At 68.5% G+C, this 12,424-nt stretch carries 11 protein-coding genes and 1 tRNA gene; 8 read left to right on the forward strand and 4 right to left on the reverse strand.

Annotated elements, in window-relative coordinates; genetic code table 11:
- Positions 1-489 precede the first annotated feature (489 nt).
- The 4 genes from ppk2 to hemA form a co-directional block, all read right to left on the reverse strand.
- Complete coding sequence (ppk2, locus tag DCO49_RS09760; protein WP_116863884.1) at positions 490-1,272, reverse strand: polyphosphate kinase 2; 783 nt, start codon at positions 1,270-1,272, stop codon at positions 490-492.
- A 62-nt stretch (positions 1,273-1,334) separates the two neighbouring features.
- Positions 1,335-3,047 carry a tetratricopeptide repeat protein gene (locus tag DCO49_RS09765; protein ID WP_116863885.1) on the reverse strand — a complete coding sequence of 571 codons (1,713 nt, stop codon included), beginning with the start codon at positions 3,045-3,047 and terminating at the stop codon, positions 1,335-1,337.
- Positions 3,048-3,051: 4 nt separating this feature from the next.
- A complete protein-coding gene (gene prfA / locus DCO49_RS09770) occupies positions 3,052-4,134 on the reverse strand; it encodes a peptide chain release factor 1 (protein ID WP_108767836.1) in 1,083 nt (360 codons plus the stop codon).
- A complete protein-coding gene (hemA, locus tag DCO49_RS09775) occupies positions 4,112-5,395 on the reverse strand; it encodes a glutamyl-tRNA reductase (protein WP_108767837.1) in 1,284 nt (427 codons plus the stop codon). Before hemA ends, prfA begins: the two co-directional genes overlap by 23 nt.
- 63 nt (positions 5,396-5,458) lie before the next feature.
- On the opposite strand from hemA, the gene DCO49_RS09780 reads away from it, so the two are divergent.
- The 8 genes from DCO49_RS09780 to ychF all read left to right on the forward strand — a co-directional run bounded on the left by DCO49_RS09780 (position 5,459) and on the right by ychF (position 12,396).
- Positions 5,459-7,144 (forward strand): tetratricopeptide repeat protein, encoded by a 1,686-nt coding sequence (locus DCO49_RS09780; RefSeq protein WP_207776478.1) that lies wholly within the window; start codon positions 5,459-5,461, stop codon positions 7,142-7,144.
- On the forward strand, positions 7,141-7,797 hold the full coding sequence (gene lolB, locus DCO49_RS09785) for a lipoprotein insertase outer membrane protein LolB (protein ID WP_116863887.1): 657 nt from the start codon (positions 7,141-7,143) through the stop codon (positions 7,795-7,797). Before DCO49_RS09780 ends, lolB begins: the two co-directional genes overlap by 4 nt.
- Positions 7,794-8,663 carry a 4-(cytidine 5'-diphospho)-2-C-methyl-D-erythritol kinase gene (gene ispE, locus DCO49_RS09790; protein WP_116863888.1) on the forward strand — a complete coding sequence of 290 codons (870 nt, stop codon included), beginning with the start codon at positions 7,794-7,796 and terminating at the stop codon, positions 8,661-8,663. Before lolB ends, ispE begins: the two co-directional genes overlap by 4 nt.
- 11 nt (positions 8,664-8,674) lie before the next feature.
- Positions 8,675-8,751: transfer RNA gene (locus DCO49_RS09795), tRNA-Gln, on the forward strand.
- A gap of 137 nt (positions 8,752-8,888) precedes the next feature.
- Entirely contained in the window at positions 8,889-9,848 is a 960-nt protein-coding gene (locus tag DCO49_RS09800; RefSeq protein WP_116863896.1) for a ribose-phosphate diphosphokinase, read from the forward strand.
- A 110-nt stretch (positions 9,849-9,958) separates the two neighbouring features.
- Positions 9,959-10,576, forward strand: a complete 618-nt coding sequence (locus DCO49_RS09805; protein ID WP_108767841.1) for a 50S ribosomal protein L25/general stress protein Ctc — start codon at positions 9,959-9,961, stop codon at positions 10,574-10,576.
- Between the two features lie 48 nt (positions 10,577-10,624).
- Positions 10,625-11,203: an aminoacyl-tRNA hydrolase gene (gene pth, locus DCO49_RS09810; RefSeq protein WP_079220740.1), complete on the forward strand. Its 579-nt coding sequence runs from the start codon at positions 10,625-10,627 to the stop codon at positions 11,201-11,203.
- Between the two features lie 101 nt (positions 11,204-11,304).
- The gene (ychF, locus tag DCO49_RS09815; RefSeq protein ID WP_079220741.1) at positions 11,305-12,396 is read left to right on the forward strand and encodes a redox-regulated ATPase YchF; all 1,092 of its coding nucleotides are present in this window, start codon (positions 11,305-11,307) and stop codon (positions 12,394-12,396) included.
- Positions 12,397-12,424 lie beyond the last annotated feature (28 nt).

The raw sequence follows: 12,424 nt of genomic DNA on the forward strand, positions 1-12,424 counted from the left end.
GGGGGGACGCCGCAAACCCGTCCATGGGGGCTTGGTCGCGGCATCCATGCCGCTCACACCCCCTCAACCTGACCCACCCCGCCTTCGACAGTTTCCCGCTGCTGATGGTGGGTGCCGACCGTTGGTCGGCACGGGGTCTGTCGGAACGGAGATCTGCTCCGGTAGGTGTCGACCTTGGTCGACACAGTAGATCCACGCCATGCGTGGATGAATTCATTCGATATCCGACAGATGTGTCGACCAAGGTCGACACCCACCAGCAGCAGCCGTTGCCCACAGCCGCGTGAACCTGTCGAAGGCGGGGCACTGTGGGTTTGCGGGGTGTGAGCCGCATGGATGCGGCGACCAAGCCCCCCATGGATGGGTTCACGGCGTCCCCGCACACCCACAGCGCCCCGCCATCCCACGGAATGCCGCTCCTGATCTTGAGGTTGCCGGCAAGCGGCCGGCACTACCGCAGGTGCAGGGCGCAGCCCTGCCGAACCACCCCTAATCCTTGACCGGGAAATCCTCGATCGGCCGCAGCACGTCGTAGTGCTCCACATGCAGCTTGCCCTTCAACTTCGGCAGATCCAGCACCGGTTCATCCACCCGCGTATCCGGCAGCCGGTCCAGCAGATTGCGCACCAGCGACAACCGCCCCAGCCGCTGGTCGTTGAAATCCACCAGCGTCCACGGCGCCGCATCGCGATGCGTGGCCCGCAGCATCGCCTCGCGTGCCTCGGTGTAGGCGCTGTACTTGCTGCGTGACTTCAGATCCACCGGCGACAGCTTCCAGCCCTTCAGCGGATCGCTGTGGCGCTCCTCGAAGCGCTTTTCCTGCTGCGCCTGATCCACGCACAGCCAGTACTTGAACAGCAGGATGCCGTCATCCACCAGCAGCTGCTCGAACACCGGTGCCTGGTGCAGGAACTGCTGGTACTCGGTCTCGCTGCAGTAGCCCATCACCCGTTCCACGCCGGCGCGGTTGTACCAGCTGCGGTCCATCAGCACGATCTCGCCCGCCGCCGGCAGGTGGCTGGCGTAGCGCTGGAAATACCACTGCGTCGATTCGCGGTCGGTCGGCTTCGGCAACGCCACCACCCGGCATTGGCGCGGGTTGAGATGCTGGCTGATGGCCTGGATCGCGCCGCCCTTGCCGGCGGTATCGCGGCCCTCGAACAGCACCAGCAGGCGTTGCCCGCTGTGCTGCACCCAGCGCGCCATCGCGGTCAGCTCCAGCTGCAGCGGCTGCAGCAGTTCGTCGTACTCCTTGCGCTTGAGCTTGCCCATCGTTGCACCACGCTGGAAGGAAGCCCGAGCGTAGCGCAGTGGTTGCCGAGGCGGTGTCGACGCTACCCGGCTGCGTCTACCCAGCCGTGTTCGCGCGCCAATGCCTGCAGCAGGGCCGACAGATCTGCGGCGAAACCGGCCATGTCGAACACGCCGCTGCGCCCGCGCGCCTGTGCCAGCTCGGTGCGCAGCGCGGCCAGGGCCGTCGGGTCGTTGCCCAGGGCGCTGGCGGTGGCGATGAAGGCGGCATCGTCGGCTACGTTCATGTGCGGCAGGCCGAGGTGATGGTTGAGGCTGCCGGCCACGCGCGCGGCGAAGGTGTCGCCGGGGCAGGTCAGCACCGGGCAGCCGGCCCACAGCGCATCGGAGGCGGTGGTGTGGGCGTTGTAAGGGTGTGTGTCCAGGAACAGGTCGGCCAGCGCATAGCGGGCGAGGTACTGCGGGTGCGGCAGCTTGGCCATGAACACCAGCCTTGCCGGATCCACGCCGGCCGCCTGTGCCGACGCACGCAGGCGTGCATCGGCCTCGCCCGGGCCGGACAGCAGCCACAGCACGCTGCCCGGCACCGCCTGCAGCACCGCGAAGGCGCGGGCCATGCTGCGCGGGTTGAGCTTGTAGGTGTTGTTGAAGCAGCAGAACACCACGCCCTGCGCAGGCAGGCCGCAGTCGGCGCGGGTCGGTGCAGGTTCCAGCACGCGGGTGTTGTCGGACGGCTGGAAGGCGCGCGGCAGGCGCAGCACGCGTTCGCTGTAATGCGGTTCCAGTGCCGGCGGCAGGGCGAAGGCATCGCCGACCACCGCATCCAGCCACGGTGCGCCGGATGTGCCGGGGTAGGCCAGCCAGTTCAGCTGCAGCGGGGCAGGGCGCATGGCCAGCACCTCGGGCGCGCCGCCACCGCCCCAGCCACGCAGGTCGAACAGTAGGTCGATGCCCTGCGCGCGGATCCGTGCAGCGGTCTCGGCATGGCGTTGGCCGGCCACGTCGTGCAGGCGCGCCGCGGTCTGCAGGCGCTCACGGATGCGGCTGCCGTCATCGCGGTTCAGCGCAAACAGGTGCAGCTGCAGTGCCGGGTCGGCCTGCAGCTGCTCCAGCAGGGCCACGGTCAGCAGCCCGGTGGGGTGCGCACCGAATCCATTGGAAAGGAAGCCGATGCGCAGCGGGCCACGTGCACGCACCGGCACCGCCGGCAGCGGGCGCACGGCCGCGGCCACCGCAGCGGCACGCATGCGGGCGCAGCCCAGTTGCTCGGCGGCGCTGGCGTCCTCGCTGAGGAAGGCGAACGGCTCGACCACGCCCTGGCCAGCAGCAACGGCGGCACGCACCTGTGCGGCCAGCGCGTCCACGTCCTGCCAGTCGCACAGGCGGCGCTGCCAGGCCAGGCGCTGCGCGGCGATATACGGTTCGCCGGGCAGCAGCGTGTGCGCGCGGCGATAGGCTTCGGCGGCACCTTCGGCACCTTCGGCATCGTCGGCATCTTCCAGCGCGTGGCCCAGCCACAGGGCGATGCCCGGGTGTTCCGGTGCCAGCGCGGAGGCCTGGCCGAGCAGCTGTGCCGCATCGGCGTGGGCGCCGACCATCCACGCCACCCGGCCAAGCCGGGCCAGGGCTTCGGGATGGTTCGGCCGCAGCTGCAGGGCGCGCCGCGCCGCCTGTTCGCCGGCTGCGATGTCACCGGCTTCCAGTTCAACATCGGCCAGCATCACCCAGGCGATGAAATCACCGGGCTGGCGTGCCAGCGCCTGCTGCAGTTGCTGTCGTTGCTGCCAGGCCGACATCGGCTCAGCCCGCCGACAGCTGGGCCAGCGCGTCGACCTGGTGCTCGTGGCTCAGGCGCTGCAGCAGGGCGTCGAGGTCGCCGGACAGGACGTTGGGCAGGTCGTACAGGGTCAGCCCTTCCACGCGATGGTCGGTGATCCGGCCCTGCGGGAAGTTGTAGGTGCGGATCCGCTGGCTGCGGTCGCCGCTGCCCACCTGCAGGCGCCGCGATTCGGCCTGCGCCGCGTCCTGGCGCTGGCGCTCGGCATCCAGCAGCTGCGCCTTCAGCCGCTTCATCGCCTTGTCGCGGTTCGCGTGCTGGCTGCGCTCGGTCTGGCATTCCACCACGACGCCGGTCGGCACGTGGGTAATGCGGATGGCCGATTCGGTCTTGTTGACGTGCTGGCCGCCGGCGCCGGACGAGCGGTAGGTATCCACCCTGAGGTCGGCCGGGTTGATGACGATGTCATCGACCTCGTCGGCTTCGGGAATGATCGCCACGGTCGCCGCCGAGGTGTGGATGCGGCCCTGCGATTCGGTGGCCGGCACGCGCTGCACGCGGTGCGTGCCCGATTCGAACTTCAGGCGCGAGAACGCGCCGCGGCCGACCACGCGTGCCACCACTTCCTTGTAGCCGCCGTGTTCGCCGGGGCTGTCCGATTCGATCTCGACCTTCCAGCCCTGGCGCTCGGCATAGCGGGCGTACATGCGGAACAGGTCGCCGGCGAAGATCGCCGCTTCGTCGCCGCCGGTACCGGCACGCACTTCCAGGAACAGGTTGCCCTCGTCGCGCGGGTCGCGCGGTACCAGCAGCAGGGCCAGTTCCTGTTCCAGCTCCTGCAGGCGGGCCTGGGCGGCAGCGATCTCCTCGTCGGCCAGCTCGCGCAGGTCGGGGTCGGCGCGCATGCCTTCGGCGGCGGCGAGGTCCGCCTTGGCACGGGCTTCGTCGGCCAAGGCAGTGGCGACCGGTTCAAGTTGGGCGAATTCGCGCGAAAGATCGCGGAAACGGTTGTTGTCGGCGACCACGTCGGGTTCGGCGAGCAGGCGTTCCAGTTCTTCGCGGCGCTCGGCCAGCGCTTCCAGCTTACGGCGCAGGGTCGGCGTCATCGGGTCTCACGGGTGGGTGGCGGTAGCCCGGCGTGGCCGGGAACAGGCGCTCGGCGGCGCGGGTCAGGTCGGCGTCGCCACTGAGCGCGGCCGCGCGCAGGGCGGCGGTCGGCGGGTGCAGCAGGCGGTTGGTCAGGCCATGGGCCAGCAGTTCCAGCACTTCGTCGGCGGGCTTGCCATTGGCCAGCTGCTGCCGCGCACGCTCCAGCAGCTCGGCGCGGGTGGCCTCGCCGAAGGCGCGCAGCTGCCGCAGGGGCGCCTGGTGGGCACTGGCCTGCAGAGTTTCGACGAAGCGCGAGACCTGCAGGTCGATGATCGCCTCTGCCTCGGCGGCCGCCTCGCGACGGCCGCGGCGGTTGTCTTCCACCGCGCGCTCAAGGTCATCGACGGTGTACAGGAAGGCATCGTTGAGCGTGCCGACCTCGGCCTCGATGTCGCGCGGCACGGCCAGGTCGAACAGCAGCATCGGCTTGTGCCGGCGCGCGCGCAGGGCCTTGGCCACCATCTCGCGGTGGATGACCGGTTCGCGCGCGGCGGTGGCCGAGAACACCACGTCGGCCTCGGCCAGATGGCGTTCCAGCTCGGTCAGCGGCAGCGCCACGCCGCCGTGGCGGGTGGCCAGTTCCTGCGCATGGGCCAGGGTACGGTTGGCAATCAGCAGGCGGCGCACCTTGCCTTCGCTCAGGTGCCGTGCAGCCAGCTCGATGGTCTCGCCGGCACCGACCAGCAGCACCGTGGAATCATCCAGGCGGGCGAACGCGTTCTGCGCCAAGCGCACCGCGGCCGAGGCGACCGAGACTGGATTGGCGCCGACCTGGGTATCGGTGCGCGCACGCTTGGCCACCGAGAAGGTCTGCTGGAACAGCCGGTCCAGGCGTTGCCCGAGCAGGCCGTGATCGCGCGCGGTGGACCAGGCATCCTTCACCTGGCCCAGGATCTGCGGCTCGCCCAGCACCATTGAATCCAGGCCGGTGGCGACCCGGAACAGATGGCGCACCGCATCGGCGTCGGCATGCTGGTACAGGTAGCCCTGCAGGTCGCCGGCCTGGCTGTGCAGCCACTGGTCCAGCGCCTGCGGCGAATCGGCCACCGCGTACAGCTCGGTACGGTTGCAGGTGGAAAGCAGGACCGCCTCGGCGATCTGCGGGGTATCGCGCAGCGAACCGAGCGCGCGCGGCAGCGCGTCACCGGCGAAGGCCGCGCGTTCGCGCAGTTCTACCGGTGCGGTCTGGTGATTCAGTCCGAGCACCCACAGGGTCATTGTTCAGTTGCTTGCGATAAGCTGCTGGCCATTGGACGACATTTTAAGGCCCCGATGCCGACGATGCCCGCATTGATTCGCATCCCCAGTGTTCTGCTGCTGTCCCTGGCCTTCAGCCAGGTGCTGGCGGCGGCGCCGGCCAAGGCCCCCGCACGGGGCCCGGCCAGCGAGGAACTGGCCCTGGAACCGGTGATGGCCGGTGAATTCGCCCTGCAGGCCGGCAAGCTGGCGGACGCCGCGCACTGGTACCTGCAGGCGGCCGAGCAGACCGCCGGCGATGCCGGGCTGGCCGAGCGGGCCACCCGCATCTCCATGCTGGCCAACGACGACGCCAGCGCCGCCAAGGGCCTCGCCCTGTGGGAGAAGCGCGCCCCCGGCTCGCTGTCCATGCGCAGTGCCGCCGGTGCGCTGGCGATGCGCCAGGGCAACGTGAAGGCCGCGCGCACCGAGCTGCAGGCCCTGTTGGCCGACCCCGACGATCGCGGCTGGAAGTTCGCGCTGGCCGCCCTGATGGGCGGTGGCCGCGACCCGGCCGTGCCGGCGCAGGTGCTGGGCGAGCTGGTCGATGCCAATGCCATTCCGCCGAAGATCGAGGCCTGGCAGGAATTCGGCCGGCTGGCCCTGCGCATGGAAAAGCCCGAGCTGGCCCGGCGCATGATCGACGAAGTGGTGAAGCGCTTCCCGGACGAGCCGCGGGTGGCCCTGCTGCGTGCCAGCCAACTGCAGCAGGCCGGGCAGACCGCGCAGGCGCTGGCGCTTCTGCAGGGGGTCGAGCCGAAGACCCGGCAGGACCCGGAGCTGCGCAATGCCGTGGCCATCGCCTATGACAGCCTGGGCCAGCCGGCCGCCGCCGAGCGGGTGCTGGCCGTCGGCCCGCAGAACGTGCAGACCTGGGGCATGCGCGCCTCGCTGCTGGCCAAACAGGGCGACACCGCCGCGCTGTCGGGCCTCTACAACGAGCTCTCGCGGCAGGCCGCCAAGCCGGACCCGGCGCAGCGCCTGCTGCTGGGCAAGATCGCCGAGTACCTCAAGCGCTACCCCGAGGCGGTGAACTGGTACCACAGCGTGCCGGGCGGCGACGAACTGAACGAGGCGCGCCTGCGCGCGGCCAATGCGCAGGGCCTGGCCGGCCGGCAGGCGCTGGCGTTGGACGAGGTGCATGCCATCCAGTCCGATGCCATGGTCGATGATGACGTGCGCCGCGATGCCTACCTGCTGGAAGCCGAGCTGCGCCAGCGCGCCGACGACCTGCCGGGCGAACTGGATGCGCTGGCCCGTGGCCTGGCGGCCTATCCGGACGAGAACGGCCTGCTGTACGCCCGCGCCCTGGCCTGGGAGCGGCGTGATGACATCGCCCGCGCCGAGGCCGACCTGCGCAAGGTGCTGGTGACCGATCCGGAGAACGTGCCGGCGCTGAACGCGCTGGGCTACACCCTGGCCGACCGCACCAAGCGCTACCAGGAAGCTCTGGAACTGATCGACCGCGCGCGGGTGGCCGAGCCGGACAACCCGGCCATCGTCGACAGCTACGGCTGGGTGCTGTATCGCCTGGGCCGCAACGACGAAGCCCTGGTGCAGCTGCGCCGTGCCTGGACGCTGTCCCGCGACCCGGAGATCGCCGCCCACGTGGGCGAGGTGCTGTGGGTGCTCGGCAAGCACGACGAGGCCCGCCACTTCTTCGAGGAAGCGGCCAAGCTCGACCCTGAAAACCGCGCGCTGCTGCGCGCCCGCGAGAAATTCAATCCATGAGTGTTTCCATGATCCGGCCGCTGCTGCTGGTGGCCGTGACCCTGGCGGTGAGCGCCTGTACCAGCGTGGGCACGCAGAAGACGCCGGCTCCGGACGTGGTCTATACCGTGTCGCCGGCCGCCGAGCGCGCCGAGGAAGCCCGCGTGCAGGCGCTGCGCGCGCAGCCTGATTACAGCTTCCATGGCCGGGTCGCGGTCAGCAAGGGAAAGAATGGTGGCAGCGGCCGCATCGACTGGGTCCAGCAGGGCAGCGAATACCGCATCCAGCTGAGTGCGCCTGTCACCCGCCAGAGCTGGACCCTGCAGGGGGATTCGGTACAGGGCGGGGCACGCCTGGAGGGGCTCGGTGATGGCCCGCGCGCCGGCGATGACGCCCGCCAGCTGCTGCTGGATGCCACCGGCTGGGATATCCCGGTCAATGAACTGTCCGACTGGACCCGTGGCCTGGTGCTGCGCGGTTCCGGAGAGAGCAGCGTGGAGCGCGATGCCGAAGGCCGCCCGCGGCGCATGCAGCAGGCCGGCTGGCTGATCCAGTACCTGGACTGGTATCCGGCCCAGGAAGGAAGCCCGGCCCTGCCGCGGCGCATCGAGGCCAGCCGCGAGGACGCCAAGGTGCGCCTGCTGGTCGACCAGTGGGGCACCGACGCGCCATGACCGCGCAGATTGACGCCGATGGCTGGTCCTGGTGGCCGGCCCCGGCCAAGCTGAACCTGTTCCTGCACATCACCGGCCGCCGCGCCGATGGCTACCATGAGCTGCAGACCGTGTTCCGCCTGCTGGACTGGGGCGACCGCATCGGCCTGCGCCTGCGCGACGATGGCCAGGTGCGACGGCAGGGCGAGGGCCTGGCCGGTGTTGCCGAGGCCGATGATCTGGCGGTGCGTGCGGCCAGGTTGCTGCAATCGGCTGCCAACATCGGTCAGGGTGCAGATATCGTCGTTGAAAAGCATGTTCCGGCGGGTGGCGGCTTCGGCGGTGGCTCGTCCGATGCGGCCACCGTGCTGGTGGTGCTGAACCGGCTCTGGCAGGCCGGCCTGGACGAGGAGGCGCTGGCTGCACTGGGCCTGCGCCTGGGCGCCGATGTGCCGGTCTTCGTGCGCGGCCACAACGCCTGGGCCGAGGGCGTGGGCGAGCGCCTGCAGCCGGTGGCCCTGCCGCCGGCCTGGTATGTGATTGCCGAGCCGGGCGTTCATGTCCCCACCCCGGCGCTGTTCGCTGACCCGGATTTGACGCGCGACTGCCCACAGGCGAAAATAGACGACTTCGCTTCCGGCGCTCTGGTCGGAAACGTGTTCGAGCCGGTGCTGCGCCGCCGCGAGCCTGCCGTCGAGGCGGTGCTCGCCGCGTTGAGCAGCATAGGCCAGGCACGTTTGACCGGGTCCGGAAGTGGTTGTTTCGTCGAGTTCGATTCGCAGGCTGCCGCAGAGCAGGGGCGAGCGGAGTTGCCGAAGGAGTTGCGGGCAAGGGTGGCCGCGGGCGTTGCACGTTCGCCACTGCTGGATGCACTCGAGCAACACTGATTCATCAATGCAGGGGCGTCGCCAAGAGGCCCAAGGCACCAGGTTTTGATCCTGGCATTCGGAGGTTCGAATCCTCCCGCCCCTGCCAATGCGGCTGCGTCCGCGCCATCCAGCGCATCACTGCGCGGGACGTGGAAACAGCCGCGGTGTTGTAAGCAGCAGGGGCCGCAGCGGTCCTTGCCGCTACCGGATCCCCGCCACTCGTCCCCGCCCGAGACAATCATGATGCAAGAGTCCCCGAACCTGCTGGTATTTTCCGGCAACGCCAACAAACGTCTGGCGCAGAACATCTGCAAGGAACTGGGAGTCCGCCCGGGCAAGGCACTGGTCTCGCACTTCTCCGATGGTGAAGTGCAGGTCGAGATCGAAGAAAACGTCCGCAAGCAGGACGTCTTCGTGATCCAGCCGACCTCGGCGCCGAGCGCGGAAAACCTGATGGAACTGCTGGTCCTGATCGACGCGCTCAAGCGCGCATCGGTGGCCAGCGTGACCGCCGTGGTGCCGTACTTCGGCTACTCGCGCCAGGATCGCCGCATGCGTTCCTCGCGCGTGCCGATCACCGCCAAGCTGGCGGCCAAGATGTTCAGCACCGCTGGCGCTGATCGCGTGCTGACCGTCGACCTGCACGCCGACCAGATCCAGGGCTTCTTCGATATCCCGGTGGACAACGTGTATGCGTCCCCGCTGCTGCTGGCCGACATCTGGCGCGCCTACGGCACCGAGAACCTGATCGTCGTCTCGCCGGACGTGGGCGGCGTGGTCCGCGCCCGTGCGGTGGCCAAGCGCCTGGATGACGCCGACCTGGCGATCATCGACAAACGCCGCCCGCGTGCCAACGTCTCCACCGTGATGAACATCATCGGTGACGTCGAAGGCAAGACCTGCGTCATGGTCGATGACATCGTCGATACCGCCGGCACCCTGTGCGCCGCTGCCGCTGCCCTCAAGGCGCGCGGTGCGCTCAAGGTCGCCGCCTACTGCACCCACGCGGTGCTGTCGGGCCCGGCGGTGGACAACATCACCAATTCCCAGCTCGACGAGCTGGTGGTGACCGACACCATCCCGCTGAAGGACGCAGCGCGGGTGTGCAACAAGATCCGCCAGCTGAGCGTGGCGGAAATGCTGGCCGAAACGATGCGCCGCATCGCTTTCGGCGAGTCGGTCAGCTCGCTGTACGTCGACTGATTTTTTCGTCCCTGCCGGCAACGGTAGGGACACCCCCCGGGTGCTTCTGGTCGCGGAAGCATCTTCAATCGCCGAGCCGCAAGGCAAGGCAACAACCTGAGTAGTCGAAAATGTCGAAGACCCATGAAATCAAGGTCACCAAGCGTGAACTGCAGCGTAAGGGTGCGAGCCGCCGCCTGCGTCACGCTGGTGTGATCCCGGCCATCGTGTACGGCGGCACCGCCGAGCCGGTCGCCATCAGCCTGGACCACAACGAAATCTGGCTGGCCCAGCAGAACGAGTGGTTCTACGCCTCCATCCTGGACCTGAACCTGGATGGCAAGGTCGAGCGCGTGCTGCTGCGTGACATGCAGCGCCACCCGTACAAGCAGCTGATCATGCACCTGGACTTCCTGCGCGTGAACGAGAACGAAGCCCTGACCGCTTCGGTTCCGCTGCACTTCATCAACGAAGACACCTCGCCGGCTGGCAAGGCTGCCGACGTCGTGGTCACCCACGAACTGAAGGAAGTCACCATCAGCTGCCTGCCGAAGGACCTGCCGGAGTCGATCGAAGTCGACCTGGGCGCCCTGAATGCTGGCGACGTGGTGTACCTGTCCAACATCAAGCTGCCGAAGGGCGTGGAAATCCCGGCCCTGGCGCTGGGCAAGGACCACGACGACGCCATCGTCACCGCCAAGCACGGCAAGGAAGACGCTGCCGACGCTGAAGCTCCGGCTGCCGAGTAATACCGTAGCGGTGCCTGCCTCCGGGCAGGCACCGTTCTGGAAGGAACCATGGCAGGACTGCGACTGATCGTCGGTCTGGGCAATCCCGGATCGGAACACGCCCGGACCCGGCACAATGCCGGGTTTCATTTCGTTGAGGCCCTGGCTGAAAAAGCCGGTGCACGCTGGAATGTGGACAGCAAGCTGTTCGGCGAGACCGCCAAGGTCGAGATCGCCGGGCAGACCGTGTGGCTGCTGAAGCCGGCCACCTTCATGAACCTCAGCGGCAAGTCGGTCACCGCCGCACAGCGGTTCTGGAAGATCGAGCCGGAGGAAACCCTGCTGGCCCACGACGAACTGGACCTGCCGCCCGGCGCGGTACGGCTGAAGTTCGACGGCGGCCACGGTGGCCAGAACGGCCTGCGTGACACCATGCGCCTGCTCGGCCACGGCAAGTTCCATCGCCTGCGCGTGGGCATCGGCCATCCCGGCCACAAGGACCGCGTGGTGGGTTGGGTGCTCGGCCGTCCGTCCAAGGACGACGACGTGCTGATCGCCCGCGCCATCGACGACGCCATCGACGTGCTGCCGCTGGCGGTACAGGGCGATTTCAACGAAGCAATGAAGCGGCTGCACACCCCGAAGTAACCGGTCCGGTACCGACCGTTGGTCGGTACGGAGAATGATTGGAAAAGCAGCGCCCACCTCGCTGCTTCCCCAATCACTTTCACCCCAGAGAGCTGTCACCCATGGGTATCAAATGCGGCATCGTCGGCCTGCCCAACGTCGGCAAGTCGACCCTGTTCAACGCGCTGACCAAGGCGGGCATCGCCGCGGCGAACTTCCCGTTCTGCACCATCGAACCGAACGTCGGCATCGTGCCGGTGCCGGACCCGCGCCTGGGTGAGCTGGCGGCGATCATCAATCCGCAGAAGGTCATCCCGACCGCGGTGGAGTTCGTCGACATCGCCGGCCTGGTGGCCGGTGCAGCGAGCGGCGAAGGCCTGGGCAACAAGTTCCTGGCGCACATCCGCGAAGTCGATGCGATCACCCACGTGGTGCGCTGCTTCGAGAACGCCGACGTCATCCACGTCAACAACAAGGTCGACCCGATCTCGGACATCGAAACCATCGATACCGAACTGGCCCTGGCCGACCTGGACAGCGTCGAGAAGGCACTGAACCGCGCCGAGCGCGCCGCCAAGGGTGGCGACAAGGAAGCGGCCGCGCGCAAGCCGGTGCTGGCCAAGTTGCAGGCTGCCCTGGCCGACGGCAAGTCCGGTCGCTCGGTCGGCCTGGACGAGGAAGAGAAGGCGCTGGTCCGTGACCTGTTCCTGCTGACCCTGAAGCCGGTGATGTACATCGCCAACGTGTTGGAAGACGGCTTCGAGAACAACCCGCACCTGGACGCCGTGCGCGCCCATGCCGCCGCCGAAGGCGCGCAGGTGGTGCCGGTGTCGGCCGCGATCGAAGAAGAGCTGTCCCAGCTCGACGACGAAGACCGCGACACCTTCCTGGCCGATCTCGGCCTGAGCGAGCCGGGCCTGAACCGCGTGATCAACGCGGCCTACAGCCTGCTGGGCCTGCAGACCTACTTCACCGCTGGCGTGAAGGAAGTCCGCGCGTGGACCGTGCGCAAGGGTGCCACCGCCCCGCAGGCCGCGGCGGTCATCCACACCGACTTCGAGAAGGGCTTCATCCGCGCCGAAACCATCGCGTACGACGACTTCATCAAGTACAAGGGCGAAGCCGGCGCGAAGGAAGCCGGTCGCCTGCGCCTGGAAGGCAAGGAATACCGCGTGCAGGAAGGCGACGTGCTGCACTTCCGCTTCAACGTCTGATCCCGCTGCAACGGATCGACCCCGGACG

Origin of the sequence: Stenotrophomonas sp. SPM (genome assembly GCF_003105135.1) — a bacterium.
Lineage (GTDB): Bacteria > Pseudomonadota > Gammaproteobacteria > Xanthomonadales > Xanthomonadaceae > Stenotrophomonas.

What these genes read in the sequence shown, in the direction of transcription:
- ppk2 (WP_116863884.1), bottom strand. Translation starts at nt 1,272, where the DNA reads ATGGGCAAGCTCAAGCGCAAGGAGTACGACGAACTGCTGCAGCCGCTG.
- DCO49_RS09765 (WP_116863885.1), bottom strand. Translation starts at nt 3,047, where the DNA reads ATGTCGGCCTGGCAGCAACGACAGCAACTGCAGCAGGCGCTGGCACGC.
- DCO49_RS09805 (WP_108767841.1), top strand. Translation starts at nt 9,959, where the DNA reads ATGTCGAAGACCCATGAAATCAAGGTCACCAAGCGTGAACTGCAGCGT.
- DCO49_RS09780 (WP_207776478.1), top strand. Translation starts at nt 5,459, where the DNA reads ATGCCCGCATTGATTCGCATCCCCAGTGTTCTGCTGCTGTCCCTGGCC.
- prfA (WP_108767836.1), bottom strand. Translation starts at nt 4,134, where the DNA reads ATGACGCCGACCCTGCGCCGTAAGCTGGAAGCGCTGGCCGAGCGCCGC.
- ychF (WP_079220741.1), top strand. Translation starts at nt 11,305, where the DNA reads ATGGGTATCAAATGCGGCATCGTCGGCCTGCCCAACGTCGGCAAGTCG.
- pth (WP_079220740.1), top strand. Translation starts at nt 10,625, where the DNA reads ATGGCAGGACTGCGACTGATCGTCGGTCTGGGCAATCCCGGATCGGAA.
- hemA (WP_108767837.1), bottom strand. Translation starts at nt 5,395, where the DNA reads ATGACCCTGTGGGTGCTCGGACTGAATCACCAGACCGCACCGGTAGAA.
- lolB (WP_116863887.1), top strand. Translation starts at nt 7,141, where the DNA reads ATGAGTGTTTCCATGATCCGGCCGCTGCTGCTGGTGGCCGTGACCCTG.
- ispE (WP_116863888.1), top strand. Translation starts at nt 7,794, where the DNA reads ATGACCGCGCAGATTGACGCCGATGGCTGGTCCTGGTGGCCGGCCCCG.
- DCO49_RS09800 (WP_116863896.1), top strand. Translation starts at nt 8,889, where the DNA reads ATGCAAGAGTCCCCGAACCTGCTGGTATTTTCCGGCAACGCCAACAAA.